The 26402-nt window shown below is 68.8% G+C and carries 28 protein-coding genes; 14 read left to right on the top strand and 14 right to left on the bottom strand.

What is annotated here, in order from left to right; genetic code table 11:
* Positions 1–388: hypothetical protein (locus ABIC51_RS38215; RefSeq protein ID WP_354007010.1), on the top strand; the 388-nt coding region annotated here is incomplete at its 5' end.
* Between the two features lie 27 nt (positions 389–415).
* On the opposite strand, the gene ABIC51_RS38210 is transcribed toward ABIC51_RS38215, so the two are convergent.
* Positions 416–1261: an aldo/keto reductase gene (locus ABIC51_RS38210; RefSeq protein WP_027789298.1), complete on the bottom strand. Its 846-nt coding sequence runs from the start codon at positions 1259–1261 to the stop codon at positions 416–418.
* Between the two features lie 166 nt (positions 1262–1427).
* Here ABIC51_RS38210 and ABIC51_RS38205 point away from each other — a divergent pair, with 166 nt between their 5' ends.
* A complete protein-coding gene (locus ABIC51_RS38205) occupies positions 1428–2174 on the top strand; it encodes a GntR family transcriptional regulator (protein WP_027789297.1) in 747 nt (248 codons plus the stop codon).
* 21 nt (positions 2175–2195) lie between these two features.
* Here the strand turns inward: ABIC51_RS38205 and ABIC51_RS38200 are convergent, their stop codons facing one another.
* Positions 2196–3587: a CoA transferase gene (locus ABIC51_RS38200; protein ID WP_226127841.1), complete on the bottom strand. Its 1392-nt coding sequence runs from the start codon at positions 3585–3587 to the stop codon at positions 2196–2198.
* A 95-nt stretch (positions 3588–3682) separates the two neighbouring features.
* Complete coding sequence (locus tag ABIC51_RS38195; protein WP_027789295.1) at positions 3683–4006, bottom strand: DUF2917 domain-containing protein; 324 nt, start codon at positions 4004–4006, stop codon at positions 3683–3685.
* Positions 4007–4224: 218 nt separating this feature from the next.
* Between ABIC51_RS38195 and mdtD the strand changes: the two genes are divergently transcribed.
* Positions 4225–5661, top strand: a complete 1437-nt coding sequence (gene mdtD / locus ABIC51_RS38190) for a multidrug transporter subunit MdtD (RefSeq protein ID WP_027789294.1) — start codon at positions 4225–4227, stop codon at positions 5659–5661.
* 180 nt (positions 5662–5841) lie between these two features.
* Positions 5842–7116: an EAL domain-containing protein gene (locus tag ABIC51_RS38185; protein WP_027789293.1), complete on the top strand. Its 1275-nt coding sequence runs from the start codon at positions 5842–5844 to the stop codon at positions 7114–7116.
* Positions 7117–7135: 19 nt separating this feature from the next.
* Here ABIC51_RS38185 and ABIC51_RS38180 read toward each other — a convergent pair whose 3' ends face one another.
* The 3 genes from ABIC51_RS38180 to ABIC51_RS38170 all read right to left on the bottom strand — a co-directional run bounded on the left by ABIC51_RS38180 (position 7136) and on the right by ABIC51_RS38170 (position 9401).
* Positions 7136–7738, bottom strand: a complete 603-nt coding sequence (locus ABIC51_RS38180; protein WP_146253553.1) for a class I SAM-dependent methyltransferase — start codon at positions 7736–7738, stop codon at positions 7136–7138.
* 99 nt (positions 7739–7837) lie between these two features.
* Positions 7838–8884 (bottom strand): 2-dehydropantoate 2-reductase, encoded by a 1047-nt coding sequence (locus ABIC51_RS38175; protein ID WP_175898210.1) that lies wholly within the window; start codon positions 8882–8884, stop codon positions 7838–7840.
* Positions 8877–9401, bottom strand: coding sequence for an Mpo1 family 2-hydroxy fatty acid dioxygenase (locus ABIC51_RS38170; protein WP_059692590.1), 525 nt, complete (start codon positions 9399–9401; stop codon positions 8877–8879). The genes ABIC51_RS38175 and ABIC51_RS38170 overlap by 8 nt, the downstream gene beginning before the upstream one ends.
* A gap of 81 nt (positions 9402–9482) precedes the next feature.
* Between ABIC51_RS38170 and ABIC51_RS38165 the strand changes: the two genes are divergently transcribed.
* A complete protein-coding gene (locus ABIC51_RS38165; protein WP_146253552.1) occupies positions 9483–10190 on the top strand; it encodes a Crp/Fnr family transcriptional regulator in 708 nt (235 codons plus the stop codon).
* An 86-nt stretch (positions 10191–10276) separates the two neighbouring features.
* A complete protein-coding gene (chrA, locus tag ABIC51_RS38160) occupies positions 10277–11488 on the top strand; it encodes a chromate efflux transporter (RefSeq protein WP_091924542.1) in 1212 nt (403 codons plus the stop codon).
* A gap of 106 nt (positions 11489–11594) precedes the next feature.
* Here chrA and sodB read toward each other — a convergent pair whose 3' ends face one another.
* Together sodB and xseA are read right to left on the bottom strand one after the other, a co-directional pair.
* Positions 11595–12173, bottom strand: a complete 579-nt coding sequence (gene sodB, locus ABIC51_RS38155) for a superoxide dismutase [Fe] (RefSeq protein WP_011352986.1) — start codon at positions 12171–12173, stop codon at positions 11595–11597.
* Between the two features lie 214 nt (positions 12174–12387).
* On the bottom strand, positions 12388–13770 hold the full coding sequence (xseA, locus tag ABIC51_RS38150) for an exodeoxyribonuclease VII large subunit (RefSeq protein WP_059688532.1): 1383 nt from the start codon (positions 13768–13770) through the stop codon (positions 12388–12390).
* A gap of 449 nt (positions 13771–14219) precedes the next feature.
* Between xseA and lpxK the strand changes: the two genes are divergently transcribed.
* The 5 genes from lpxK to ABIC51_RS38125 all read left to right on the top strand — a co-directional run bounded on the left by lpxK (position 14220) and on the right by ABIC51_RS38125 (position 18259).
* Entirely contained in the window at positions 14220–15248 is a 1029-nt protein-coding gene (lpxK, locus tag ABIC51_RS38145) for a tetraacyldisaccharide 4'-kinase (protein WP_059623902.1), read from the top strand.
* The gene (locus ABIC51_RS38140) at positions 15229–15423 is read left to right on the top strand and encodes a Trm112 family protein (protein ID WP_006482216.1); all 195 of its coding nucleotides are present in this window, start codon (positions 15229–15231) and stop codon (positions 15421–15423) included. Before lpxK ends, ABIC51_RS38140 begins: the two co-directional genes overlap by 20 nt.
* 120 nt (positions 15424–15543) lie before the next feature.
* A complete protein-coding gene (kdsB, locus tag ABIC51_RS38135; RefSeq protein ID WP_175861864.1) occupies positions 15544–16335 on the top strand; it encodes a 3-deoxy-manno-octulosonate cytidylyltransferase in 792 nt (263 codons plus the stop codon).
* 208 nt (positions 16336–16543) lie between these two features.
* Positions 16544–17206 (top strand): adenylate kinase, encoded by a 663-nt coding sequence (gene adk, locus ABIC51_RS38130; RefSeq protein ID WP_021162571.1) that lies wholly within the window; start codon positions 16544–16546, stop codon positions 17204–17206.
* A gap of 294 nt (positions 17207–17500) precedes the next feature.
* Complete coding sequence (locus tag ABIC51_RS38125) at positions 17501–18259, top strand: 3-hydroxyacyl-CoA dehydrogenase (RefSeq protein ID WP_060372141.1); 759 nt, start codon at positions 17501–17503, stop codon at positions 18257–18259.
* A gap of 68 nt (positions 18260–18327) precedes the next feature.
* On the opposite strand, the gene ABIC51_RS38120 is transcribed toward ABIC51_RS38125, so the two are convergent.
* Both ABIC51_RS38120 and murJ read right to left on the bottom strand, forming a co-directional pair.
* Positions 18328–19170, bottom strand: coding sequence for a SirB1 family protein (locus ABIC51_RS38120; protein WP_027789283.1), 843 nt, complete (start codon positions 19168–19170; stop codon positions 18328–18330).
* Between the two features lie 8 nt (positions 19171–19178).
* Positions 19179–20729, bottom strand: coding sequence for a murein biosynthesis integral membrane protein MurJ (gene murJ / locus ABIC51_RS38115; RefSeq protein ID WP_146253551.1), 1551 nt, complete (start codon positions 20727–20729; stop codon positions 19179–19181).
* A gap of 304 nt (positions 20730–21033) precedes the next feature.
* On the opposite strand from murJ, the gene rpsT reads away from it, so the two are divergent.
* The gene (gene rpsT, locus ABIC51_RS38110; protein ID WP_006482211.1) at positions 21034–21306 is read left to right on the top strand and encodes a 30S ribosomal protein S20; all 273 of its coding nucleotides are present in this window, start codon (positions 21034–21036) and stop codon (positions 21304–21306) included.
* Between the two features lie 156 nt (positions 21307–21462).
* Here rpsT and ABIC51_RS38105 read toward each other — a convergent pair whose 3' ends face one another.
* A complete protein-coding gene (locus tag ABIC51_RS38105; RefSeq protein WP_021162567.1) occupies positions 21463–21783 on the bottom strand; it encodes a DUF3579 domain-containing protein in 321 nt (106 codons plus the stop codon).
* A 413-nt stretch (positions 21784–22196) separates the two neighbouring features.
* On the opposite strand from ABIC51_RS38105, the gene argF reads away from it, so the two are divergent.
* Positions 22197–23126 carry an ornithine carbamoyltransferase gene (gene argF, locus ABIC51_RS38100; RefSeq protein ID WP_027789281.1) on the top strand — a complete coding sequence of 310 codons (930 nt, stop codon included), beginning with the start codon at positions 22197–22199 and terminating at the stop codon, positions 23124–23126.
* Positions 23127–23216: 90 nt separating this feature from the next.
* On the opposite strand, the gene murB is transcribed toward argF, so the two are convergent.
* Complete coding sequence (gene murB, locus ABIC51_RS38095) at positions 23217–24266, bottom strand: UDP-N-acetylmuramate dehydrogenase (RefSeq protein ID WP_146253550.1); 1050 nt, start codon at positions 24264–24266, stop codon at positions 23217–23219.
* A 137-nt stretch (positions 24267–24403) separates the two neighbouring features.
* On the opposite strand from murB, the gene ABIC51_RS38090 reads away from it, so the two are divergent.
* A complete protein-coding gene (locus ABIC51_RS38090; RefSeq protein ID WP_021162564.1) occupies positions 24404–24889 on the top strand; it encodes a YajQ family cyclic di-GMP-binding protein in 486 nt (161 codons plus the stop codon).
* 79 nt (positions 24890–24968) lie between these two features.
* On the opposite strand, the gene plsY is transcribed toward ABIC51_RS38090, so the two are convergent.
* Positions 24969–25607 (bottom strand): glycerol-3-phosphate 1-O-acyltransferase PlsY, encoded by a 639-nt coding sequence (gene plsY, locus ABIC51_RS38085; protein ID WP_027789279.1) that lies wholly within the window; start codon positions 25605–25607, stop codon positions 24969–24971.
* Positions 25608–25721: 114 nt separating this feature from the next.
* Entirely contained in the window at positions 25722–26213 is a 492-nt protein-coding gene (gene ybaK, locus ABIC51_RS38080; RefSeq protein ID WP_027789278.1) for a Cys-tRNA(Pro) deacylase, read from the bottom strand.
* Positions 26214–26402: the final 189 nt, after the last annotated feature.

The following is a 26402-nucleotide window of genomic DNA, read 5'->3' as shown; positions in this document are numbered from 1 at the left end:
GGCGATGGCGGTGGTCACGGCAACGGCGGTGGCCATGGCAACGGCGATGGCGGCGGTCACGGCAACGGCGGGGCACGGCGATGGCGGCGGTCACGGCAACGGCGGTGGCCATGGCAGCGGCGATGGCGGCGGTCACGGCAACGGCGGTGGCCATGGCAGCGGCGATGGCGGCGGTCACGGCAACGGCGGTGGCCATGGCAGCGGCGATGGCGGTGGCCATGGCGACGGTGGCAACGGTGGCCACGGCAATGGCGGTGGCAACGGCAATGGAAACGGCAGCGGCGGCGCCGGCAATGGCGGGGCCAACGGTGTCGGCAATGGCCATGGCAGCGGGAACGGCAATGGCGGCGGTCACGGCAACGGCGGATCCTCCGGAGGCAACCACTGACCTGCAGCGTTGCCCGGCCGGGCGTCGTCAGAGCATCTCGAGCGCGCGCTTGCTGCGTGGCGGACGGAAGTACGCGTCAAGCTGCGCGCGCTCGTCGTCGCTGAACATGAAATCGAGCGCGGCCCGGTTGTCGCGCACGTGCTCGATGCGCGACGCCTTCGGGATCGCGAAAACCCCCGGCTGCGCGAGCACCCACGCGAGCGCGACGCGCATCACCGACACCCCGCGCTGCCGTGCGATCTCGTCGAGCGGCGAGCGCTTCGGCAGCCGTCCATGATCGACCGGGCTGTAGGCCATCGCCGGCATCCCGTGCCCGGCAAGCCATGGCAGCAGGTCGAATTCCGGGCCGCGCCGCGCGATGTTGTAGAGGATCTGGTTGGTCGCGCACGCGCCGCCGCCGGCTTCATCGACGAGCTCGGCCATGTCGGCCGTATCGAAGTTGCTGACACCCCAGTGACGGATCTTGCCCGCGCGCTGCAGCGCTTCGAAGCCTTCGACCGTTTCATCGAGCGGCACCGAGCCGCGCCAGTGCAGCAGATACAGGTCGAGGCGATCGGTACGCAGGCGCTTGAGGCTCGCATCGCACGCGGCAACGACGCCGCGCCGGCTCGCATGATGCGGATAGACCTTGCTGACGAGGAACACGTCGTCGCGCAGGCCCGCGAGCGCCTCGCCGACCAGTTCCTCGGTCGCGCCGTCGCCGTACATCTCGGCCGTGTCGACCAGCGTCATTCCGAGCGCGACGCCTTCGCGCAGCGCGGCGATCTCGTCCGCGCGCCGGGCCGGCCGCTCGCCCATCTCCCACGTGCCCAGGCCAAGCTTCGGAATCGTCTCGCCGTCCGGCAGGACGACCGTGGCGATCGTGTCTGTCATGCGTTCCTCGTTGCGGATTCATGGCCGCGCGCCGCGACCCAGGCATGGAATACGACGCATCAGTGTAGTCAATCGGCGCGCAATTCACCTATTGCACGGCAAAAACCGGCTATAACGGCGCCACGCGATGACTTAGAATGGCCGCAACCTGATCGATACCCACTCCATGAAGGCATCCACGGACGACCGCTGGCAGGACCTGCGCCCCGACCCCGACAACGACACGCCGCTCTACCTGCAGCTCGCCCGCAAGCTCGGCGACGCGATCCACGACAACCGCTGGACAGCCGGTGAGGCATTGCCCTCCGAGCGCGTGCTGTCCGATGCACTGGGCGTATCGCGCATCACCGCGCGCAAGGCGATCGCGCTGCTCGTCGAGCAAGGCCTGATTCGCCGCACGCAGGGTGCCGGCAATTTCATCCAGCCGCGCTACGAGGATCCGCTGTCGCGGCTGTCGAGCTTCAGCGAAATGCTCGAACGGCGCGGCTTCAAGCCGAGCTCGCAATGGCTCGCACGCGAGATCCAGCCGGCGAATCGCGACGAAGTGATCCAGCTCGGGCTGTCGCCGGCCGCATCGGTCACGCGCCTGAAACGCCTGCGCCTCGCCGACGGCATCGTGATGGCCGTCGAGAATTCGACGTTTCCCGCGACGCTGATCCCCGATCCGCAGGCAATCGGCGATTCGCTGTACAGCTATCTCGAAGCGCGCGGCACGCCGATCGTGCGCGCGTTGCAGCATTTCCGCGCGGTCAACGCGACCGACGAGATCGCCGAGCAGATGGGCATCGCACCGCACGACGCGCTGCTGCTGATCACACGAATCGGCTATACGTCGGACCAGCGCGCGATCGAACTGACCGATACCTACTGCCGCAACGACTACTACGACTTCGTCGTCGAACTGCGCAAGTAACGCGGGCCGCGCCGCCGGCGCTTACAGCCAGCGCGCATCGTCGGTGCCGGGCGGCACGGACGGGCGCGCAAGCGACGGCGGTGTCACCGATAACCGCTCGGCGGGCCGCACCGCGTCGAGCATGCCGAACGGCGACGCGATGCGCTCGATCCGGTCGCGTACGTCGGCGCGCGCGAAATCGGGTGCCTGCAGGCCGTCCGGCACGATACCGAACGACTGCAGCCAGCGGCCCGTCTGCGCGAGCGACAGTCGCACGTGCCAGCTTCCCCCTTCGCGTGCCCGGCGCGCGAGCGCGATCATCGCGCCGAACGCCGCGAGATAACCCGTTGCATGATCGAGCGCCTGGCACGGCAGGTGGCGCGGCGCGTTCGCGTGCGCGGCCTGCTGTTCCTGCCACGCGATCCCGCTCGCCGACTGCACGAGGCTGTCGAAGCCGCGCCGCTGCGCCCACGGCCCCGCATGCCCGTACGCGGATATCGACACGCACACGATGCCGGGCCGCCGCGCCGCCAGCGCGAGCGGTCCGAAGCCGCGCGCCGCGAGCGCACCGGGCCGGTACGACTGCAGGAACACATCCGCATCGCGTGCGAGCGCGTGCAGCGTATCGACGCCCGCGTCGTCGCGCAGGTCGATCCACGTCGAACGCTTGCCACGCCCGTTGTCGATCACGAGCGGCGCGATGTTCGGCAGGTGCGGGCCGTTGACGAGCAGTGTCTGCGCGTCGTGCGACGCCAGCGTGCGGCCCGCGACCGGCCCCGCGATGATCCGCGTGAGATCGAGCACGCGCACACCGGCAAGCGGCTGGCCGGCGTCGCCCCCGCCGATCGGCTCGACGGGGGCATCGCCGATCCGCTCGATCTCGAACAGCGGCAGCGAGGCGATCGCACGCGCCTGCTCGTGCGCCGACCACTCGTCAGGCGTTCTGATCAATGCGGCGCACAGCCCGGCCTCGGCCAGCGCGGTGTCGAGTGCTGCGCCGTCCCGCGTGCGGATCGCCGCGGCGACGTCGTCCCGCTTCGCGCCGCAGCCGAGCACGCCGAGCATCCCCTGCAGGTGATGCGGAAAGTTTGCGTGCAACTGGATCCAGCGCCCGTCGCGCGTCTCGTAGAAGCCCGTCACCGGATGACGCAACTCCGGCGGCGGGCCGTCGTCCACGCGCAGATAGCGTTCGCTGCGGAACGCGACGAGCGCGTCGCGCACCGATACGTCGACGGTTTGCGCAACGCCCGTGCGAAGCCGATGGCATTCGGCCGCCGCGAGCCCGGCTGCCGCGATCGTCGCCGCGGCCAGCGTGCCGACCCGGAAGGTCGACGGCAGCGTCGGGTCCTGCCCCGTCACGGTCGCGCGTGCCGGCGCGTCGGGGTCGCCGTGTGCGAGCCGCCACAGATGCGTCAACGCGAGTTCGGGTGTCATGGGGGGACGAGCCTTGGGGGAGACAGGATCGAGTCTAGAATTCGCGACCGTCGCGAGCAATCCTGGACGCAAGCCGGTCCGCCAGCGCCGGGAGGCTACGTCGGCAGCGATGCGGGCGCGTGACGCCGGCCGTCGCGCCATGCGACGAGCGGCCACCACCACGCCTGCGCGGCGCGCACGGCGGGCGCGTCGAGCGGACCGAACGCGAACGTCGCGCCGTGCGCCCCCGCGCTGACCCAGACGCGCATGCCGGGCGTGAGCGTCAGCGAATCGCCGGCGCCGAGCCAGTGATCGTCGATCCGGCCCTCGATCGTCACCCAGACCTCGCCGTCGGCCACCTCCAGTGCGGTGCGATCGACGATCCGCCACCGACCGGCCGGCTCGTCGCCTTCGATCACGTAAAGTCGCAGTTCGCGCATGGCAGCCTCCTGGTCGCACGGGTCCGATGGCACCAGTATTTCGGACAGCGGCAGCACACGGACAGATACGGCGGCAAACACTTTCGGCTGAACTGTACCGGTCGCTCGACGAGGACAGGCGCCCGCCGGCCGGACTTCGCGCCGCCCTTGCGCCGAACCTGCACGGCGCGACGGCTTTCCCTACAATGTCGGCTGTCCCGCACCACCGCCCCGCCCCCATGTTCCAGCGCCCGCCTGCCGCCGCTCCCGGCGAAAAGAACCTCACCCTGATGCTCTGGCTCGTCGCAACGGGCTTCTTCATGCAGACGCTCGACTCGACGATCGTCAACACGGCGCTGCCGTCGATGGCCGCGAGCCTCGGCGAATCGCCGCTGCGCATGCAGTCGGTGGTGATCGCGTACTCGCTGACGATGGCGGTGATGATCCCCGTGTCGGGCTGGCTCGCCGACACCTTCGGCACGCGGCGCGTGTTCTTCAGCGCGATCCTGGTGTTCTCGCTCGGCTCGCTGCTGTGCGCGAACGCGCATACGCTGCAGCAACTCGTCGCGTTCCGCGTCGTACAGGGGGTCGGCGGCGCGATGCTGCTGCCGGTCGGGCGACTCGCGGTGCTGCGCACGTTCCCGGCCGAACGCTACCTGTCCGCGCTGTCGTTCGTCGCGATTCCCGGCCTGATCGGCCCGCTGATCGGGCCGACGCTCGGCGGCTGGCTCGTGAAGATCGCGTCGTGGCACTGGATCTTCCTGATCAACGTGCCGGTCGGCGTCGCGGGCTGCATCGCGACCTTCTATTCGATGCCCGATTCGCGCAACCCGGCCGTCGGCCGCTTCGACCTGAAAGGCTATCTGCTGCTGACGATCGGCATGGTCGCGATCTCGCTGTCGCTCGACGGGCTCGCCGATCTCGGCATGCAGCACGCGGCCGTGCTCGTGCTGCTGATCCTGAGCCTTGCGTGCTTCGTCGCGTATGGCCTGTATGCGGTGCGCGCGCCGCAGCCGATCTTCTCGCTCGAGCTGTTCAGGATCCACACGTTCAGCGTCGGGCTGCTCGGCAACCTGTTCGCGCGGATCGGCAGCGGCGCGATGCCGTACCTGATCCCGCTGCTGCTGCAGGTGAGCCTCGGCTACTCGGCGTTCGAGGCCGGGCTGATGATGCTGCCGGTGGCGGCGGCCGGGATGTTCTCGAAGCGGATCATCACGCGCCTGATCACGCGCTACGGCTATCGCAAGGTGCTGCTCGTGAACACGATCATGGTCGGCGTGATGATGGCGAGCTTCGCGCTGATGCGCGACACGGTGCCGGTCTGGGTGAAGGTCGTGCATCTCGCGCTGTTCGGCGGCTTCAACTCGATGCAGTTCACCGCGATGAACACGCTGACGCTCAAGGATCTCGGCACGGGCGGCGCGAGCAGCGGCAACAGCCTGTTCTCGCTCGTGCAGATGCTGTCGATGAGCCTCGGCGTCACGGTCGCGGGGGCGCTGCTCGCGACGTTCACGGGCATGCTGCGCACCGTGACGCCGAGCAACACGCTGCCGGCATTCCATGCGACGTTCATCTGCGTCGGGATCATCACGGCCGCTTCCGCGTGGATCTTCGCGCAGCTCGCGCCCGAGATCCGCAGCACCGCGCGCAAGACCGACCCGTCCGAGCGCGCGTGACGCGCGGCGCGCGCCGAACCGGGTCGGCGCGCACCATTGCGGTGCAGCGCGGGCCGTTCGATGCGCCGGCGATGACCGACGGCCCGGCCGCGACGCGCCGCCGCACGGGGTACGATGCCGTGCACGCTTCTTGCTCGCCTATTCTCTAGGTAAACTGGCAGTCTTCCTTCGGCCGACATCATGAGCATGATCGAAATCGATCCCCCCGGCTTTCAGCCGCCCCGCCCCGTCGCCGGCGACGACGGGAACCGGCGCACCGTGCTGTACGGCGGCTACACCGTGTTCAGCGTGTTCCAGCCCGTTTTCTCGGTGTCGCACCGCCGCGCGATCGGCTATCACGCGTCGCTGCGTGCGCACGACGAGGACAGCCGCCAGGTGGCGTCACACGAGGTGTTCACGCAGGCGGCGCGGCGCGGCGACCTGCTCGAGCTCGGCCGGCTCGCCGAATCGCTGCATCTCGGCAACTTCCACGCGTTCGACAGTCATGACGAATGGCTCTTCCTGAGCCTGCATCCGGCCGCGCTGATGGACACCGTCTACAGCGACGCCCTGCTCGCGAATCTGAAGGCGCTCGGGCTGCCGCCGCATCGCGTGGTGCTCGAAGTGCCCGAGCAGGCGGGCGGCGAAACGCCGCGCTATGCGGCGATCGTCGACGGGCTGCGCAAGGCCGGCTTCCTGATCGCGCTGGTCGGGTTCGGCGCGAAGCATTCGAACATCGACCGCGTGTGGCACCTGCATCCCGACATCGTCACGCTCGATCGCGGCATCCTCGCGCAGGCAAGCGAGCACTCGCATCTCGAACGCGTGCTGCCGGGGCTCGTGTCGCTGCTGCACGAATCCGGCCAGCTCGTGCTGATGGGCGGGCTCGCGACCGAACGCGACGCGCTGATCGCACTCGAGTGCGACGTCGATTTCGTGCAGGGCCAGTATTTCGCGGGGCCGAGCGTCGAACCGGTGCAACCGCAGGCCGCCGCGGGCTGCATGGATACGCTGTCGGCCGCATTGCGGCTGCGCGTCGCGCAACGCGAGCGCACGCAGGCGGAACGGCTCGCACCGTACGTCGCGGCGCTCGAGGAAGCGAGCCGGAAGCTCGGCGCGGGCGAGCCGCTCACCGACGCGGCGGCCGTCGTACTCGGGCTGCCCGAGACCGCCCGGTGTTTCCTGCTCGACGCATCGGGGCGCCAGATCGGCGACAACGTGCTCGCGCGCGGCAGCGTATCGCAGCGCGCCAAGCGCTTCCGGCCGCTGCTGCACTCGGAAGGCGCGAGCTGGGAACGGCGCCCGTACTTCATCGACGCGATGCGCGCGCCGGGCCACGTGCACCTGACGTCCCCCTACCTGTCGATCAACGAGGCGCACCTGTGCGTGACCGCGTCGATCGCCGCGCCGGTCGCGACCGGCATGCAGGTGCTGTGCGTCGACATCAACTGGGAAGCGGCACTCAACCGCGAATGAGCGCGCCGCCGCGCCGCGCTCACGCGGCGGCGGCCTTGCGCGCGATCAGCCGGTGCACGCGCTTGCCGGACGATGCGCTGACGACCTCGTGCTCGTCGATCACCTGCGTGCCCGCGCCGAGCGCCGCCCGCATCCGCGCCGAATCGAGCGGCGTGTAAAGGCGGCCGCGCTCGTCGCGCAACGCGCCGTTGCCGGCCACCCGCCAGCTCATGTACAACGTGCCGCCCGGCATCAGGAGCTCGGCCAGCCGCGCGGCGGCCGCCGCCGCGTCCGCCTGTTCGAGATGCATCACGACCGTTTCGCACAGCACGTTGCGAAACGCGCCGGACGGCACGCTGGCCAGCGCCGGCAGTGCGGCCAGCTCGAAGGTGAGGTCCGGATGGCGGCGCCGCGCCTCGTCGAGCAGTGCGACGCTCGCGTCGTAGCCGCGCACGTCGAAGCCGCGCGACGCGAGCCAGGCCGTATCGCGCCCGGCTCCGCAGCCGACGTCCGCGGTCGGCCCCGGCGAGAAATGCTGCTCCAGCAGCGCGTACATGTCGTCTGGCGCGGCCTGGTCGAGCCAGTCCTGCGCGTATTGCGCGGCATGGGCGTCGTACGCATCGAGAGTCGGGCGATCCACCATGGTGACAGCTCCGCATAAGCGTCGTATGACGCACCCCGCATCTTGGCCGCAGCACCTGCCGTGCGGCCCCCACGCCCCGCGCGTCGGCTTGCGCGGCCCCTACGCGGCCCGCACATCGCCCGCGCGCACCGCCTGCGCGGTCAACTCGGCCCACAGCACGTCGCCGCGCCAGGCCGGGCGCGCCGCCGCACGTTCCGCGTCATGCACGAGCGCGCACAGTCGCGCATTGACGGGCGCCTGCGCGCCGACGCGCGCGGCCAGCCGCACGACCTCGCCGTTGATCCACTCGACTTCCGTCGCACGCTGCGCCGCGAGATCGTCCGACATCGACGAACGCGCGAGCGGGTCGATCGCGAGCATCCGGCCACCGAGCACGCGGAACGCGAAATCGGGCAAGTCGAGCACGGCCGGGATCCACGCGGCCGGCAACGGCGTCAACCGCGCAGGCCGGATCGCGGCCAGCGCCAGGCAGTGCAGCGCTTCGCGCTGCGCGAGCGCGACGCAGCGCCGGTACGCACGTTGCGCGAGTTCGTCGCGCAGCGGCAGGTTCGCGAGCGCATTGACCGCGTTGTTCAGGTTGAGCAGCAGCTTCGCCCACTGCACGGCCCGCATGTCGCGATGCAGTTCGAGCGGCAGCCCGGCGCGCGCGAATGCGTCGGCAAACGGCTGCAGCGCGGGAGACGCGTCGGCCGCAAGCGCGCCGGCCGAGCCCTGGTGAAACGCGCCGGGCTCGCGCTCGATCACGTTGAACGGCACCATGCCGGCCAGCACGGTTGCTTGCGGCAGCGCCTCGCGCAGCACGTCGGCATTGTGCAGGCCGTTCTGGAAGCTGATCACGACCGTGCCGGGCCTCAGCACGCCGGCAAGCTGCGCCGCGGCCTCACGCGTCGCGGCCGATTTCACCGCCACGAGCACGAGCCGCGCGGTCGCCGCAGCAGCCGGATCGGTCGTGAACACGACATCGGCCGGGGCGAGCGTCGCGCGATAGCCGCGCCGGTCGGTCAGCGTCAGCCCGTGCCGACGAATCGCATCGCCGATCCGTGCGCGGCCGACGAGCGTCACCTTCGCGCCGGCCGCCGTGAGCCGTCCGCCAAGATAGCAGCCGACGGCGCCCGCGCCGAATACGCAGACCGGTGCGTCAGACATGCGAATGCGCGCCGCCGTGCACGGGGCCGGCCCGCCGCTCGACTTCGCGGCGCACTTCGCCGCGCAGTCCCGCGAAGAACGCGACCTCGGCGACGACGAACAGCGGCCCGACCATCAGGCCGACCAGATCGTCGACGAAGGCGGGCTTGCGCCCTTCGAACCAGTGCCCGACGAACTGGACGATCCAGCCGACGACGAACGCGCCGATGCCGATCGCGAGCCATTGCGCGGTCGGCAGCAACGCGAGCGCCTGCGCGGCCCACAGGCCCAGCGCGAACAGCGCGGTCATCACGATCCCGAACCGCAGGTCGAGACGCAGGTAGAACACCGCGAACGCGACGGCGAGCAGCAGCGCCGGCGACAGCGCGACGCCGGCCGGCATCCCGAGCGCCGGCCGCGACAGCAGCACCTCGACCGCGAATACGATCATCGGGATCCCGACCAGATGCGTCGCGATGTTGCGCGCGTCGCGGTGGTAGGCCGCATATTGGGAAAGATGGTCTTCGAGCGTCTTCATCGCGTCTCCTGGTCGGTGGTTGAGCGCTATGATGCGCGTCACGCCCGAGAACCTCTGTCAGCTACCCGACATCGCGTGCCCATGCCCTCTTCGCTCGCCCCGTACCTGCCGCAGATCGAAGCGAACCCGTGGTTCGCCGCGCTGCCGCCCGCGTTGCGCGCGGACCTGCTCGCCCGCGCGGCGCTGCGCCGGCTGCCGGCCGGCCATGCGCTGTTCCGGCGCGGCGACCCGCCGTGCGGGCTGTACGCGGTACTGGCCGGTTCACTCACGATAGGTGCGGTCGACCCGCAGGGCAAGGAGGCGCTGCTGACGGTCGCCGAGCCCGTCACGTGGTTCGGCGAAATCGCGCTGTTCGACGGCCAGCCGCGCACGCACGACGCGATCGCGCTCGACGACGCGCTGCTGCTGCACGTCCCGCAGGCCGCGCTGCTCGCGATCCTCGACGCGACGCCGCAATACTGGCGGCAATTCGCGCTGCTGATGGCGCAGAAGCTGCGCCTGAGCTTCCTGACCGTCGAGTCGATGAGCGTGATGCCGGCCGCGCAGCGGCTCGCCGCCCGCCTGCTGATGATCGCCGACGGCTACGGCGGGATCAGCGCCGGCCGCACCCGCGTCCGGCTGTCGCAGGAAAAGCTCGCGGCGATGCTGTCGCTGACGCGGCAGACCACCAACCAGTTGCTGAAGGCGCTGCAGGCCGACGGCGTCGTGCGGCTGCACGTCGGTGAAATCGAGCTCGTCGACGTCGACGCGCTGCGGCGCGCGAGCGGGCTGCCCGACGGCATGCGCTGAGCCGCGGCAGCGCCGTCACGCGGCCACCCCGCCGTCGCCGCGTTGCGCTATCGTGGCGGCTCGTCCGTTCATCCATCCGCCCCGCCTTGAGCACGTCGACCGCCTCCGCTCCCTCCCGCCATCCGTGGCCGGTGTTCATCGCATTCCTGCGGCTCGGCCTCACGTCGTTTGGCGGCCCGGTCGCGCATCTCGGCTACTTCCGCACCGAGTTCGTCACGCGGCGCGCCTGGCTCACCGAGCGCACCTACGCGGATCTCGTCGGGCTGTGCCAGTTCCTGCCGGGCCCTGCGAGCAGCCAGGTCGGGATGGCGATCGGCCTCGCGCGCGCCGGCTACGCGGGGATGTTCGCCGCGTGGCTCGGCTTCACGCTGCCGTCGGCGCTGCTGATGATGCTGTTCGCGCTCGGCGTGCACGCGACGGGCGCGCCGATCGAAGCCGGTGCATTGCACGGGCTGCGCATCGTGTCGGTCGCCGTGATCGCGCAGGCCGTGTGGGGCATGGCACGCACGCTGTGCCCGGATGCGCGCCGCGTCACGCTGATGGCCGCGGCCGCCAGCGTCGCGCTGCTCGCGCCGGCCGCGTGGACGCAAGTTGCCGTGATCGTCGCGGCCGGATTGGCCGGCCTCGTGCTGCTGCCGCAGCCGGCGCGCGGCACCCACGATCCGTTGCCGCTGCACGTGTCGCCGCGCGCGGGCGCGCTGTGGCTCGCGCTGTTCGCCGCGCTCCTCGTCGTACTGCCGTTCGCAGCCCGCGCGCTGCGCTCCGATACGCTTGCCGTCGTCGATGCGTTCTTCCGTACGGGCGCGCTCGTGTTCGGCGGCGGCCACGTGGTGCTGCCGCTGCTGCAGGCGGCCGTGGTCGCGCCCGGCTGGGTCGGCGATGCGGCGTTCCTGGCCGGTTACGGCGTCGCGCAGGCCGTGCCGGGGCCGCTGTTCACGTTCTCGGCCTTCCTCGGCGCGTCGCTGCGCCAGGCGCCGACCGGCTGGCTCGGCGGCACGATCGCGCTGGTGTCGATCTTCGCGCCGTCGTTCCTGCTGGTGGCCGGCACCGCGCCGTTCTGGGAGCGCCTGCGCCGCAGCACGCGGATGCAGGCCGCGCTCGCGGGCGTGAACGCGGCCGTCGTCGGGCTGCTGCTCGCGGCGCTCTATCACCCGGTCTGGACCGACACGATCATGGCGCCGCGCGACCTGGCCGCGGCACTCGTCGCATTCGTCGCGCTGGTGTTCTGGCGCGTGCCGCCATGGGCCGTCGTGATCGCGAGCGCGGCGCTCGGCTGGGGGCTCGGCCTCCTCGCCTGATTGGGCACGCGCGGCACGTTCCGCCGCGGCAAAAACAAAAAAGCCCTCGAAACGAGGGCTTTTCTGCTGGGTACCGCGCGCCGTGACGGCGCGCAGGTGCCGGACCTTACGCGAAGTTCTTCGCTGCGAAGTCCCAGTTCACGATGTTCCAGAACGCTTCGACGAACTTCGGACGTGCGTTGCGGTAGTCGATGTAGTACGCGTGTTCCCACACGTCGATCGTCAGCAGTGCCTTGTCGGCCGTCGTCAGCGGGGTCGCTGCGTTGCTCGTCGACACGATGTCGAGCGAACCGTCAGCCTTCTTCACGAGCCATGCCCAGCCCGAACCGAACGTGCCGACCGCGGCCTTCGTGAACGCTTCCTTGAATGCGTCGTACGAACCCCACTTCGCGTTGATCGCATCGCCCAGCGCGCCCGTCGGTGCGCCGCCGCCGTTCGGCGACAGGCTGTTCCAGAAGAACGTGTGGTTCCAGATTTGCGCGGCGTTGTTGAAGATGCCGCCCGACGACTTCTTCACGATCTCTTCCAGCGACAGGTTTTCGAATTCCGTGCCCGGGATCAGATTGTTCAGGTTCGTCACATAAGCCTGATGGTGCTTGCCGTAGTGGTACTGGATCGTCTCGAGCGAGATGGTCGGCGCGAGTGCGTCTTCAGCGTACGGGAGCGGCGGGAGCGTATGAGCCATGGCGATTCCTTCGTTGAGTATGTAGGGGGGCTTGTGTTGAATGCTGCCGAGCGTCCGATTGTAGGCGAGACCGAATAACCCCGCAAACTCACGGGCCATTTATCCGCGGTATGCGGAAAAGCGATGTTCGCGCATCGTCCACAGGGACGAGCCGATACCGCGCAACCTCCGTTCCCGCGCGTTTTTCCCGGTCGCGGCGCGTGCGCCGCTCACGTCAGATCGTATCGGCGAGGCGCGGCTGCACGTCGGCGAGCGACACGTCGGCCGAGCCTTCGGCGAGATGCACGGTCAGGCGGCGCTGCGGCTTCAATGCGTTCGGCGTGCGCACCGCGCGGCCCGTCTGCGCATCGATCAGCGCCGCATAACCGCGCTCGAGCGTGCGCTGCGGGCTCAACACCTCGAGCCTTGCCGCACAGGCCGACACGCGAGCCGTGTCGCGTTCGTGACGGCGCTGCAATGCGAGCGCAAGACGTTGCGACAGCCCCGCGAGTGCCTGGCGCGCCTGCGACGGATCGGGGCGCGCGCGCTGCCAGCGCAACTGCGCGAGCGCGAACCGCGCGCGCGCGTCGCGCACCGGCCGCGACGCCGCCGACGCCAGCCGCACGGCGAGCTGCTCGACATGCGTGCGCTGCCGCTGCAGCCGCTCGGCCGGGCTCACCAGCCGGCGCGCGAGCCAGTCGAGCTGCTGCGCGCGCTGCTCCAGCCGGCGTTCCATGCCGCGTGCGAGCGCACGCTGGCGCTCGCCGACCTCGCGCAGCAGCAGTGCGCGCTGCGGGCTCGCGAGCTCGGCGGCGCCGGTGGGCGTCGGCGCGCGCAGGTCGGCCGCGAAGTCCGCGATCGTGAAATCGGTCTCGTGCCCGACGCCGCTCACGACCGGCAGTTCGCTCGCCGCGATCGCGCGCGCCAGCGCCTCGTCGTTGAACGACCACAGATCCTCGATCGAGCCGCCGCCGCGACAGACCAGCAGCACGTCGACCTCGCGGCGCGCATTCGCGGTCTCGACGGCCGCGACGAGCTTTTCCGCCGAGCCCGCGCCCTGCACGGGCGCCGGATAGACGATCACCGGAATGTGCGGCGCGCGGCGCGCGAGCGTGGTCAGCACGTCGCGCAGCGCGGCGGCCTGCAGCGACGTGACGATGCCGATCGCGCGCGGGTGGGCCGGCAGCGGCCGCTTGCGCTCGGGGGCGAAGAGCCCCTCGCCCTCGAGCTGCGCCTTCAGCCGCAGGAATGCCTCGTACAGACGCCCCTGGCCCGTGCGCCGCACGGCCTCGACGTTGAGCTGCACTTCGCCGCGCGGCTCGTACATCGTCACGACCGCGCGTACCTCGATCCGGTCGCCTTCGCGCGGCGTGAATTCCGCGTATTGCGCGCGGCCGCGGAACATCACGCAGCGCATCTGCGCCTGCTGGTCCTTGATCGAGAAATACCAGTGGCCGCTCGCGGCGCGCGTGAAATTCGACACTTCGCCCGAAATCCACAGCAGCGGAAACGAGCGCTCGAGCATCGTCGAAATCGCGCGATTGAGCGCCGAAACGGGTATCACTTCGTCGCCGCCGCGGGTGGCGCCCGGCGCGGCAAATGGGGAGTCGGAAGGCATGGACGGTCGGATGAATGCTGGCGGCGACACGATAGTCCGACACGCGCGCGACGTCCAGCGCCGGGTGCGGGCGCGGTGACGCGCGGAAGGTGTCCACATTTTGGCAATCGTCGGCTTGAAACGCCTGAAAACCGCGGAAAAATCCAGACGATTTGCGATAACACATTGATTTTTATATATTTTTAAAACTTTCGAAACGATTCTCATCCGATTCGAGGCCCACCCGGCGGGCGTTTGACTCATTCGAACGGGGAGTTCTTCACAGAGTTATCCACAAGCCGTCGCGATCCGGCCCCGTGGGCTGCGTCAGCCGGTCGGCTTGCCGCGCCCGCCTGCGGCGCGCTAGAGTGCCGCCTTCCGCAGACCCCGCGGCATGCGCCGCCCAACGGAGAATCCGCCTTGACGAATCCGTCCCACGCCGCGGCGCACGACCTGCCGCGCCCGGCCCGATGAGCGCGCCCGACGGCCCGCTCGCCCGGCTCGAAGCGCGCCTGACGCGCGAATGGCAGCGCCGCGGCGCGCTCGCGTGGGCACTCACGCCGTTCGCGTGCGTGTTCGGCCTGTGCGCGGCGCTGCGGCGCACCGCCTACGCGCAGGGCTGGAAGAAGCCGGTCGACGTCGGCGTGCCCGTCGTCGTGGTCGGCAACGTGACCGTCGGCGGCACCGGCAAGACGCCGACCGTGATCGCGCTCGTCGACGCGTTGCGGGCAGCCGGCTTCACACCCGGCATCGTGTCGCGCGGCTACGGCGCGAACGTGAAGGCGCCGACCGCCGTCACGGCCGCGTCTCGCGCCGGCGCGGGCGGCGACGAGCCGCTCCTGATCGCACGCCGCACCGGTGCGCCGGTCTGGGTCTGCCCGGATCGTGTCGCGGCCGCGCAGGCGCTGCGCGCCGCGCATCCGGACGTCGACGTGATCGTCAGCGACGACGGCCTCCAGCACTACCGCCTCGCGCGCACGGTCGAGCTCGTCGTGTTCGACCACCGGCTCGGCGGCAACGGTTTCCTGCTGCCGGCCGGGCCGTTGCGCGAGCCGCTGTCGCGGCACCGCGACGCGACGCTCGTCAACGATCCGTACAGCGGCGCGCTGCCGCCGTGGCCCGACACCTATTCGCTCGCGCTCACACCGGGCGCCGCGTGGCACCTCGACCAGCCGGCGCTGCGCCGCCCGCTGTCGCAATTCGCGAACGAGCGCGTCCTCGCCGCGGCCGGCATCGGCGCGCCGGAACGCTTCTTCGCGACGCTGCGCGCGGCCGGTCTCGCGCCCGCGACGCGCGCGCTGCCCGATCACTATGCGTTCGCCGACAATCCGTTCGTCGACGACGCCGTCGACGCGATCCTGATCACCGAGAAGGATGCAGTAAAATTGGGCGCTTCCTGGCGCGACGCTCGACTGTGGGTCGTCCCCGTCGAAGCCGCGCTCGACCCTCGCCTCATTGCCCTCGTTGTGGAGAAACTCCGTGGACGCTCGCCTGCTTGAAATCATTGTGTGCCCTATCTGCAAAGGCCCGCTCCACTATGACCGTGCCGCGCAGGAGCTGATCTGCAACGCGGACAAGCTCGCCTACCCGATCCGCGACGGCATCCCCGTGATGCTGGTCGACGAAGCGCGCCAGACCGTCGAAGGCACGCCGGTCGACCCGGCCGGCCGCTAAGCCGCCCGAGCCAGCCCGACCCAGCCCTAGCCGCGGCCCGTCCGCGGCCAGGGCGCCGAACCCTCCGGGCGACCCGCGCCTGACGCGCCGCCCGCTCCGTTCTCTTCACCGCCCGCCCCGATGACTCACCCGCAACCCTTCATCGCCGTCATTCCCGCCCGGCTCGCGTCGACGCGGCTCCCGAACAAGCCGCTCGCCGATCTCGGCGGCAAGCCGATGGTCGTGCGCGTCGCCGAGCGTGCACGTGAAGCGGGCGCGCAGCAGGTGCTCGTCGCGTCCGACGCGCAGAGCGTGCTCGATGCCGCGCGCGATCACGGCTTCGAAGCGGTGCTGACACGCGCCGACCATCCGTCCGGCACCGACCGTCTCGCGGAAGTCGCGGCGACGTTCGGGTGGAGCGACGACACCGTCGTCGTCAACGTTCAGGGCGACGAGCCGCTGATCGACCCCGTACTCGTGCGCGACGTAGCGTCGCACCTCGCCGCGCATCCGGCGTGCGCGATTGCGACGGCCGCCCACCCGATCCACGACGCGGCCGACGTGTTCAACCCGAACGTCGTGAAGGTCGCGCTCGACGCGCAGAGCGTCGCGCTGTACTTCTCGCGCGCGCCGATTCCATGGAGCCGGGACACGTACCAGCCGCACTGGCCCGACGTCGCGGCCATGCCTGCGCCTGCTTTCCCGGTCTATCGGCACATCGGCCTCTATGCGTATCGCGCGCGTTTCCTGCGCACGTATCCGACGCTTGCGCAGGCGCCGATCGAACAGGCCGAGCAGCTCGAACAGCTGCGCGCGCTCTGGCACGGCGAGCGCATCGCGGTGCTGATCACCGAGTCCGCGCCCGAAGCCGGCATCGACACGCCGGCCGATCTCGCACGCGTGCAGGCCCTTTTTCAGCCGGGACCAAAATAACCCGTGGCATAATCAGGCGATTGTGCGAGCCGTCCGCGACCAGCGCGTCCTCGCTTGACCCCGCCCGTGGCCCTGCCGGCAGTCGCGCGTCGCCCAACCCGACGCGCCGCATCAGACCGGTCCGCCGCGCGCCAGGCAAGCGCCGCGCACACCGTCGCCGGCGCTTTTCGCGTCTCGCCACACGAATCTACATACTGGAGATATCACCATGCGTTTGATCCTGTTGGGCGCGCCCGGCGCGGGAAAGGGCACCCAGGCAAACTTCATCAAGGAAAAGTTCGGCATCCCGCAAATCTCGACGGGCGACATGCTGCGCGCGGCCGTGAAGGCCGGCACGCCGCTCGGCGTCGAGGCGAAGGGCTACATGGACGCCGGCAAGCTCGTTCCGGATGCGCTGATCATCGGCCTCGTCAAGGAGCGCCTGAAGGAAGCCGACTGCGCGAACGGCTATCTGTTCGACGGCTTCCCGCGCACGATCGCGCAGGCTGACGCCATGAAGGAAGCGGGCGTCGCGATCGACTACGTGCTCGAGATCGACGTGCCGTTCTCGGAAATCATCGAGCGCATGAGCGGCCGCCGTACGCACCCGGCATCGGGCCGCACGTACCACGTCAAGTTCAACCCGCCGAAGGTCGAAGGCCATGACGACGTGACGGGCGAACCGCTGATCCAGCGCGACGACGACAAGGAAGAAACCGTCAAGAAGCGTCTCGAAGTGTACGAAGCGCAGACCAAGCCGCTGATCACGTACTACGGCGACTGGGCGCAGCGCGGCGAGGAAAACGGCCTGAAGGCGCCGCAGTATCGCAAGATCTCGGGCCTCGGCGCCGTCGAGGAAATCCGCGAGCGCGCGTTTGACGCACTGAAGTAAGCAGCGCGTCGCGCACCCGCAAGCCGCCCGCTCCGGGCGGCTTTTTTTTGCCCGGGCGGAATTCGCACGACCGTTCTGGTATCGCCGCCGCGTGAGGGAGCCCCGTACAATCGGCCGGGTGCGGGCGTCTGTGTTACCGGTGCGCCGGCATTTCAACCGATCACGGGGCAAGAATCAGGCAACCGCATTGCCCCGGAAGCGCAACTTGTGCTGAAGCGCCAACGGCGGTCGACCGCCTTGCATGGGACCGCCCCAAGCGCTGAAGCGCCAAGGGCGGTCGACACGGAGACAGTCATGGAAATTCGCGGCAACGTATTTCTGATCACGGGCGGCGCATCCGGCCTCGGTGCCGGCACGGCGCGGATGCTCGCGCAAGCAGGCGGCACGGTCGTGCTCGCCGACCTGAACGACACGGCAGGCACCGCGCTCGCGGCCGAGCTGGGCGGCATCTTCGTGCACTGCGACGTGTCGAGCGAGACCGACGCGCAGGCGGCCGTCGACGCAGCGACGCGCGCGGGCACGCTGCGCGGCCTCGTGAACTGCGCCGGCATCGCGCCCGCCGCGAAGACCGTCGGCAAGGACGGCGCGCATCCGCTCGACGTGTTCGCGAAGACGATCAACGTGAACCTCATTGGCACGTTCAACATGATCCGGCTCGCGGCCGCCGCGATGGCCGCCACCGCGCCGACCGCGGAAGGCGAGCGCGGCGTGATCGTCAGCACCGCGTCGGTCGCCGCATTCGACGGGCAGATCGGCCAGGCCGCGTACGCGGCGTCGAAAGCCGGCGTCGCGGGCATGACGCTGCCGATCGCGCGCGACCTGTCGCGCAACGGCATCCGCGTGATGACGATCGCGCCCGGCCTGTTCGAGACGCCGATGCTGCTCGGCATGCCGCAGGACGTCCAGGACGCGCTCGGCGCGATGGTGCCGTTCCCGCCGCGGCTCGGCAAACCGGCCGAATACGCGCTGCTGGTGCGCCAGATCGTCGAGAATCCGATGCTCAACGGCGAAGTGATCCGCCTCGACGGCGCGATCCGGATGCAGCCGAAATAAGCACAAAAAAACGCCCGCATCGCGGGCGTTTTGTCATTCACGGTTCCGGCAGGCAGCACGGCGGCGGCTCAGTCCTCGCCGTCGCGCTGCATCCGCTGCCGCAACTCGGTTACTTGCGATTCGACGACGGTCGCGTCGTCCGCGTCCGGCCGCTCGCCGAGATACTGCTCGAGATCCTCGAGTGCGGGGCGCAGGTAGTCGAGCCGCGCATACGCGAAACCGCGGTCGCGGACTTCGTCGAGATGCTCGGGCAGCAGGATCACGAGCCGCTGCTGCACCGCGAGCAGCCGTTGCCAGCGCTCCGTCTGAAGATAGATCGTCTTCAGGTTGCGCAGCATCCGCGCGATGATCTCGCGGCTCGTCGCCGGCTGCAGCAGTGCGCGCAACGCGCTGTCGACCGCACCGGCCGCACGCGCGACGTACGGCTCGAGCATCTCGACCATCTCGGCTTCGGACAGCGAATGGCCGTTGGCCGGGTCGATGATCAGGTCGCCGTCCGGCAGCGTGACGCGCAGCAGGAAATGGCCGGGGAACGATACGCCGCGCGCCGGCACGCCGATCTGCTCGGCAAGCTCCAGGTACAGCACCGACAGCGAGATCGGAATCCCGCGCCGCCGCTTCAGCACGGCGTTCAGGTGGCTGTTATCGGGGTCGTAGTAATCGTTGTGATTGCACGCGAAGCCGAGCTCGCGGAAGAAGAAGTCGTTCAGCGCGGCGACGCGGCCCTTCAGGTCCGTGTCGTCGGCGAGCCGCCGGCGCAGCCGCGCCGCCAGCATGTCGAGTTCGGCCAGCGTGCCCTGCAGGTCGAGGTCGGGATAGGCGTCCTGCGCCAGCGACAGCGCCGCTTCCGTGACGGGCAGGCTGTCGTCGTCCGCCACGAGCGTGCTGAAGTAGTCGAGGACGCGGGTCATTGCGGTCGTCACTTGGCGCGCCTTCTGAAATAAGCGTATTTGAAGCCCATCACCCACAACATACCGAAATATAGTGCAGCGAACAGCACGAGGCACGCGGCCATCAGCGCGATGCGATCGAGCGGCTGCGTACGCATCCCGGTCCAGTCGAAGCTGATCGACAGCCAGTGCATCAGGCCCGCGAGCACGAGCGCCGCGCCGATCAGCTGCACGAAGAAGCGCAGCCAGCCCGGCGACGGCTGGTAGATGCCGCGCTTGCGCAGCCCGATGAACAGCAGCAGCGAGTTCAGGCACGCGCCGACGCCGATGCTCAGCGTCAGGCCCGCGTGGCCGATCAGCGGCACGAACACGTAGTTCGAGATCTGCGTGACGATCAGCACGCCGATCGCGATTTTAACGGGCGTCTTGATGTCCTGCTTCGCATAGAAGCCCGGCGCGAGGATCTTGATCAGGATGATGCCGACGAGGCCGATCCCGTAGGTCGCGAGCGCGCGCGCGACCATCGTGACGGTATGCCCATCGAACTTGCCGTAGTTGAAGAGGGTCGCCGTGAGCGGCGTCGCGAAGAAGAACAGCGCGAGCGCGCTCGGTGCCGCGAGCAGGAACGTGACGCGCAGCCCCCAGTCGAGCAGCGCCGAATACTCGTGCGAATCGGCGTCGACGTGCGCCTTCGACAGGCTCGGCAGCAGGATCGTGCCGAGCGCGACGCCGAGCAGCGCCGTCGGGAATTCCATCAGGCGGTCGGCGTAATTGATCCACGACACGGCGCCCTGCCCGAGCCGCGACGCGATGTTGGTGTTGATGATCAGCGACAGTTGCGCGACCGACACCGCGAACGTCGCGGGCACCATCTTCGCGAGCACGCGCTTCACGCCCGGGTGGCGCAGCGCGCGCAGCGGGTTGAGGCCGATCAGCGGCACCATGTCGATCTTCTTCAGGCCCGGCAGCTGCACGAGGAACTGCAGCACGCCGCCGACGATGACGGCCCATGCAAGCGCGAACACCGGCACCTTCAGGTGCGGCGCGACGAACACGGCCGCGGCGATGAACGCGACGTTGAGCAGCACCGGCGCGAACGCGGGCAGCGAGAAGCTCTTGTACGTGTTCAGCACGCCGGATGCGAGCGTCGTCAACGAGATGAACACGATGTACGGGAACATGATCCGCGTCATCGTGACCGCGAGCGGGAACGCCTGCCCGTCGGTGTGCAGGCCGGACGCGACCGCGAACACGACCCACGATGCGCCGGCGATCCCGAAGACCGACAGCACGGCAAGCGCCCACGCCAGCACCGTCGACATCGCGTCGACGAGCGCTTTCGTCGCATCGTGCCCCTGCTGGTTCTTGAACTCGGCGAGGATCGGCACGAACGCCTGCGAGAACGCGCCTTCGGCGGACAGGCGGCGCAGCAGGTTCGGGATACGGAAGGCGACGTAGAACGCGTCGGTGTATTGACTGGCGCCGAACGCACGGGCGATCAGCGTCTCGCGGGCCAGTCCGGTCACGCGCGACAGCAGCGTGAAGCCGCTGACCGTCAGCAGGGCTCGGAATAGATTCATGGGGCGCTTATTATACGGACGTTGCGTGGCCCGGCCAGCGGCCGATGCCGAAAAGCGCGCACGCCGCCGGTGCCCCGCCCGACGGTTGTCACGTTCAACTTGCCACTCGCTTGATTTTGTTGCTATAATCGCCGGTTTCTGGGCTCGTACATGCACGGCAACTGCCGTTTTCATGTCCCGGCCTCGGTTAAAATCACCGTTTTTTTATGCGCCCCTGGGCAATCGTTCTCAGGGGACGGATCGAAAAGCAGCGCTTGGCCGTCAGGCTCCAAGCTCTGGAAACAGGACAGGATAAGGAACCGTCATGGCTAACTCCGCACAAGCACGCAAGCGCGCCCGCCAGGCCGCGAAGGCAAACTCGCACAACTCGGCGCTGCGCTCGAAATTCCGTACCGCGATCAAGTCGGTTCGCAAGGCTGTTGAAGCCGGCGACCAGGCAAAGGCTGCCGAGCTGTTCAAGGCTGCCGTGAAGACGATCGACACGATCGCCGACAAGAAGATCGTTCACAAGAACAAGGCCGCTCGCAGCAAGAGCCGCCTCGCCGCGGCCGTCAAGGGTCTGCAGGCAGCAGCGTAATTCCGGTGCGCCCGCTCGCGCGGGCGCTCCTGTTTCCTGCGATCGCAAAAAAGCCCGCCTAGGCGGGCTTTTTTGTCGCCTGTCGCCAGCGCACATCCTGCGGGCAGGCGACGTGTGCCAGGGCGGGCGCCGCATGCACCCTCGCCCGTGCCGGCATCACTTCTTCGCGTCGTAGTCCGGCAGTTCGCACGCCTCGGTGACGACGAGGTTGTTGTCCTTCGCGAAATTCAGCACGAAATCGAACGCCATCGGCTCGACGTCGCGCAGCCGGGAATCGAGGATCACGCATTTGAGGTCGCCGAGCATCGTCGGACGCACGTAGAGCGAATACTTGAGACGCGCGTTCGGCCCGCTCGCCCCCGGCCCGAAGCAGGCCATCACGCCGGCCAGACGTTCCGACCAGTCGCTCGGGCGAAACTTTTTCCCGTCTTTCGTGATGCCCTGGATGAAGAATTCGGTCGGAGGGGTTTCAGCCATGTGGTTACCCAAGTGACGGCCCGGCGATGTCCAGGCAACGGCGCCTGGATACGCGAACACAAAGCTGAAACGGACGGCGGCACAAGCATTCAGATGCCCCGAAAACGAGACGTCGACGTGCGCCGCCGGCGGACTGCACCGGATTTGTGCAGCGCACGGCTTGTGTCCGGCAGAGCGCGAAGAGGCTTGCCTGCCGGGCTGGAGAAAACTTTTGGATTATACCGCAGCGCGCCATCGCGCGTCGTTCCGACACCCCTCCTCCTGTGCCGCCCGCAACGCACGGCGATCGCGCCCCGCTTCTCTCCCCGGCTCGTCAAAGCACAGAAAATCCTTTATGCTGCTTTGAGTTATCCACACCCGACGGCGGCGCCGTCCGGCCTTGCTGCCGGGTGCAACCCGCCGCATTTCGCTTCATGACCGCCAAAACCATTCGTCACTACCTGCAGTTCAAGGATTTCTCGCTGGAAGACTACGAGTACGTGCTCGAACGCACGGGTATCCTGAAGCGCAAGTTCAAGAACTACGAGACCTATCACCCGCTGCACGACCGCACGCTCGCGATGATCTTCGAGAAGAACTCGACGCGCACGCGCCTGTCGTTCGAAGCCGGGATCTTCCAGCTCGGCGGCCACGCCGTCTTCATGAGCACGCGCGACACGCAGCTCGGTCGCGGCGAACCCGTCGAGGATTCCGCGCAGGTGATCTCGCGGATGGTCGACATCATCATGATCCGCACGTTCGAGCAGGAGATCATCCAGCGCTTCGCGGACAACTCCCGCGTGCCGGTGATCAACGGCCTGACGAACGAATACCACCCGTGCCAGGTGCTCGCCGACATCTTCACGTACTACGAGCACCGCGGCCCGATCGCCGGCAAGACCGTCGCGTGGGTCGGCGACGCGAACAACATGCTCTACACGTGGATCGAAGCCGCGCAGATCCTCGGCTTCAAGCTGCGCCTGTCCACGCCGCCCGGCTACGCGCTCGACATGAAGCTCGTGTCGCCCGACAGCGCGCCGTTCTACGAAGTGTTCGACGATCCGAACGAAGCGTGCAAGGGCGCCGATCTCGTCACCACCGACGTGTGGACAAGCATGGGCTTCGAGGCCGAGAACGAGGCCCGCAAGCAGGCATTCGCCGACTGGTGCGTCGACGAGGAGATGATGGGCCACGCGAACCCGGACGCCCTCTTCATGCACTGCCTGCCCGCGCATCGCGGCGAGGAAGTGACGGCCGGCGTGATCGACGGCCCGCAGAGCGTCGTATGGGATGAAGCGGAAAACCGCCTGCACGTGCAGAAGGCACTGATGGAGTTCCTGCTGCTCGGCCGCCTCAAGCACTGACGCGCCGGCACCCGGCAACCCATGTAAAAAGCGCCGATCGACGATCGGCGCTTTTTGTTCGGGCCCGCGAAAAGCGGTGCGAAACCCCGGTTACAGGCAGACGGGTTCGGGCTCGAGCTCGACGCCGAAATGCGCGCGCACGTCGGCCTGGATCGCCCGCGCCAGCGCGAGCACGTCGGCGCCCGTCGCGCCGCCGCGATTGACGAGCACGAGCGCCTGGCGGTCGTGCACGGCCGCCGCGCCCAGCACGCGCCCCTTCCAGCCGCAGCGGTCGATCAGCCAGCCGGCCGCGAGCTTGACCTGGCCATCCGGCTGCGGATACGACACGATCTCGGGCGTGCGGGCGCGCAGCGCATCGAATTGCGCGGCATCGATCACCGGATTCTTGAAGAAGCTGCCCGCGTTGCCGAGGACGAGCGGATCGGGCAGCTTCGCGCGGCGGATCGCGACGACGGCGTCGAACACGTCACGCGGCGCGGCCGCATCGGGTGCGATGCCACGGGCGTCGAGTTCGCGCGTGACGTCCGCGTAGCCGAGCCGCGGCGCCCATTGCTTCGGCAGCCGGAACGTCACCGACACGATCGCGAACCGGCCAGCCCCTTCCCGCTTGAAGAAACTGTCGCGATAGCCGAACGCGCAGCGCGCGGCGTCGAAGCGCTCGCTGCGCCCGGTCGCCAGCTCGACCGCGACCAGCGAGTCGAAATACACCTTCATCTCGAGACCGTATGCGCCGATGTTCTGGATCGGCGCGGCACCGACCGTACCCGGAATCAGCGCGAGGTTCTCGAGGCCGGGCATCCCGTGCTCGAGCGTCCATGCGACGAATGCGTGCCAGTTCTCGCCGCCGCCGGCCTCGACGTACCACGCATCGTCGTCCTCGCGCACGACGCGGCGGCCCTTGATTTCATCGAGCAGCACGATACCGTCGAAATCGCGTGTGAACACGACGTTGCTGCCGCCGCCGAGCACGAGCCGCGGCAGGTTCGCGACGCGCGGGTCGCGATGGAGCGCCTCGAATTGCGACGCATGCGTGACGCGCGCGGCAAGGCGCGCGGTCGCGGCAATGCCGAACGTGTTGTGCGCGGCGAGCGGATGGTCGGGAAACAGCGACAGGGCGGAATCGTCAGGAGGCATCGGCATTCGCGGTCACGTCCGCCCGGGCGGCGCATGGCCGGCCTTGGGCAAACGGAGGGGCATCGGTAAAATGGCAAACAGTCCGCAATTATAGCGAGTGCCCGCGCGCGAGCCGGGCGCCCGCATCTCAAGGGAGGAATGCCATGCCATCGTTCGACGTCGTTTCCGAAGCGAACATGATCGAAGTGAAGAACGCCATCGAGCAGTCGAACAAGGAAATTTCGACGCGCTTCGACTTCAAGGGCTCCGACGCGCGCGTCGAGCAGAAGGAGCGCGAGCTGACGCTGTTCGCCGATGACGATTTCAAGCTCGGCCAGGTCAAGGACGTGCTGATCGGCAAGCTGGCCAAGCGCAACGTCGACGTGCGCTTCCTCGACTACGGCAAGGTCGAGAAGATCGGCGGCGACAAGGTCAAGCAGATCGTCACCGTGAAGAAGGGCGTGACCGGCGATCTCGCGAAGAAGATCGTGCGGCTCGTGAAGGACAGCAAGATCAAGGTGCAGGCGAGCATCCAGGGCGACGCGGTGCGCGTGTCGGGCACGAAGCGCGACGACCTGCAGAGCACGATCGCGATGCTGCGCAAGGACGTGACCGACACGCCGCTCGACTTCAACAACTTCCGCGACTGATCGACGGACGATCCGTCACCTCATCCTGCCGGGCCCCGCACACGCGGCGCGCCCGGCGTGCGGCAAGCGCCGCGCTTTCTCAGGCCTTGCCGCCGTCCTGTGCGCCGCCGTCCGCGGCCGCCTTCTTCTTGTCACCGATCCGGCTCTCCTGCCCCGCCAGCAGCTTCGAAATGTTGCCGCGGTGACGCCACACGAGCAGCACGCTCATCGCGAGCACGGCCCATGCGACCGGGTTGTGGCCCGTGCCGAACAGGAACACGTCGAACACCGGCGCGAACACGGCCGCCACCAGCGCCGCGAGCGACGAATAGCGGAAGAAGAACGCGACGATCAGCCAGGTCAGCGCGGTCGCGAGCCCGAGCACCGGGTGCACGGCGAGCAGCACGCCAGCCGCGGTCGCGACGCCCTTGCCGCCCTGGAAGCGGAAGAACACCGGATACAGGTGACCGAGGAACACGGCGATCGCGACCCATGCGACCGCGACGTCGGGCAAGCCGAAGCGGCGGGCGAGCCAGACGGCAATCCAGCCCTTAAACGCGTCGCCGACGAGCGTCAGGATCGCGGCCTTCTTGTTGCCGCTGCGCAGCACGTTGGTCGCGCCGGGATTCTTCGACCCGTACGAACGCGGGTCGGCCAGGCCCATCGCGCCACTGACGACGACGGCGAACGACACCGAACCGATCAGGTAGGCAACGAGGGCGGCGAGCAGGATCTGCATGCGGTGGACTCTTCTTTCAACGTATCGGTAAAAGGACGGCTGCGCGGCAAGCCCGCAAGCCGAAACGGCGCCCATTCTACCGAACGGGCGCGGCCTGCCACGAAGGTGAAACCCTCAGTCGACACTGGCGCACTGTACGGGCTGCGCGCCGAGCAGCGACGTGAGCACGGCCGGCGCAAGACTGACGAGGTAGCCGCGGCGGCCGCCGTTCAGGTAGATCGTCGGCAGTTCGAGGATCGTCGCCTCGACGTAGACGGGCATCGTCTTGCGCGTGCCGAACGGCGACGTGCCGCCGACGAGATAGCCCGAATGGCGGTTCGCGACCTCGGGCTTGCACGGTTCGACGCGCTTCGCGCCGATCTGCCGTGCGAGGTTCTTCGTCGATACCGTGCGGTCGCCGTGCATCAACACGATCAGCGGCTTCGCATGCTCGTCTTCCATCACGAGCGTCTTCACGACGCTGTGCTCGTCGACGCCGAGCTGGCGCGCCGATTCGCCGGTGCCGCCGTGCTCGACGTAGTCGTACGGATGCTCGCCGAACGCCACGCCGTGGCGGCGCAACAGCTGGGTGGCAGGGGTTTCGGACACGTGTCTGGATTTGCTCATGGCGGCATTTTAATGGTGAACGACCGGCTGGCGCGCAATCGCGCCCTTGGGCCCTTGGGCCCTCGCACCCGCGCCGACGGTATACTCGCGGCCCGTTTTCCGCCGGGCGGCCTGCTGCGTCGCCGCAGCGATTCCGTCCATCATCATTGCGGACATCGCGAAGCGCTATTGCCCGAATAGCCGATTGTG

The organism is Burkholderia sp. 572, from assembly GCF_040545135.1.
GTDB lineage: Bacteria > Pseudomonadota > Gammaproteobacteria > Burkholderiales > Burkholderiaceae > Burkholderia > Burkholderia cepacia.
This window is presented reverse-complemented; position numbering and strand designations above follow the sequence as displayed.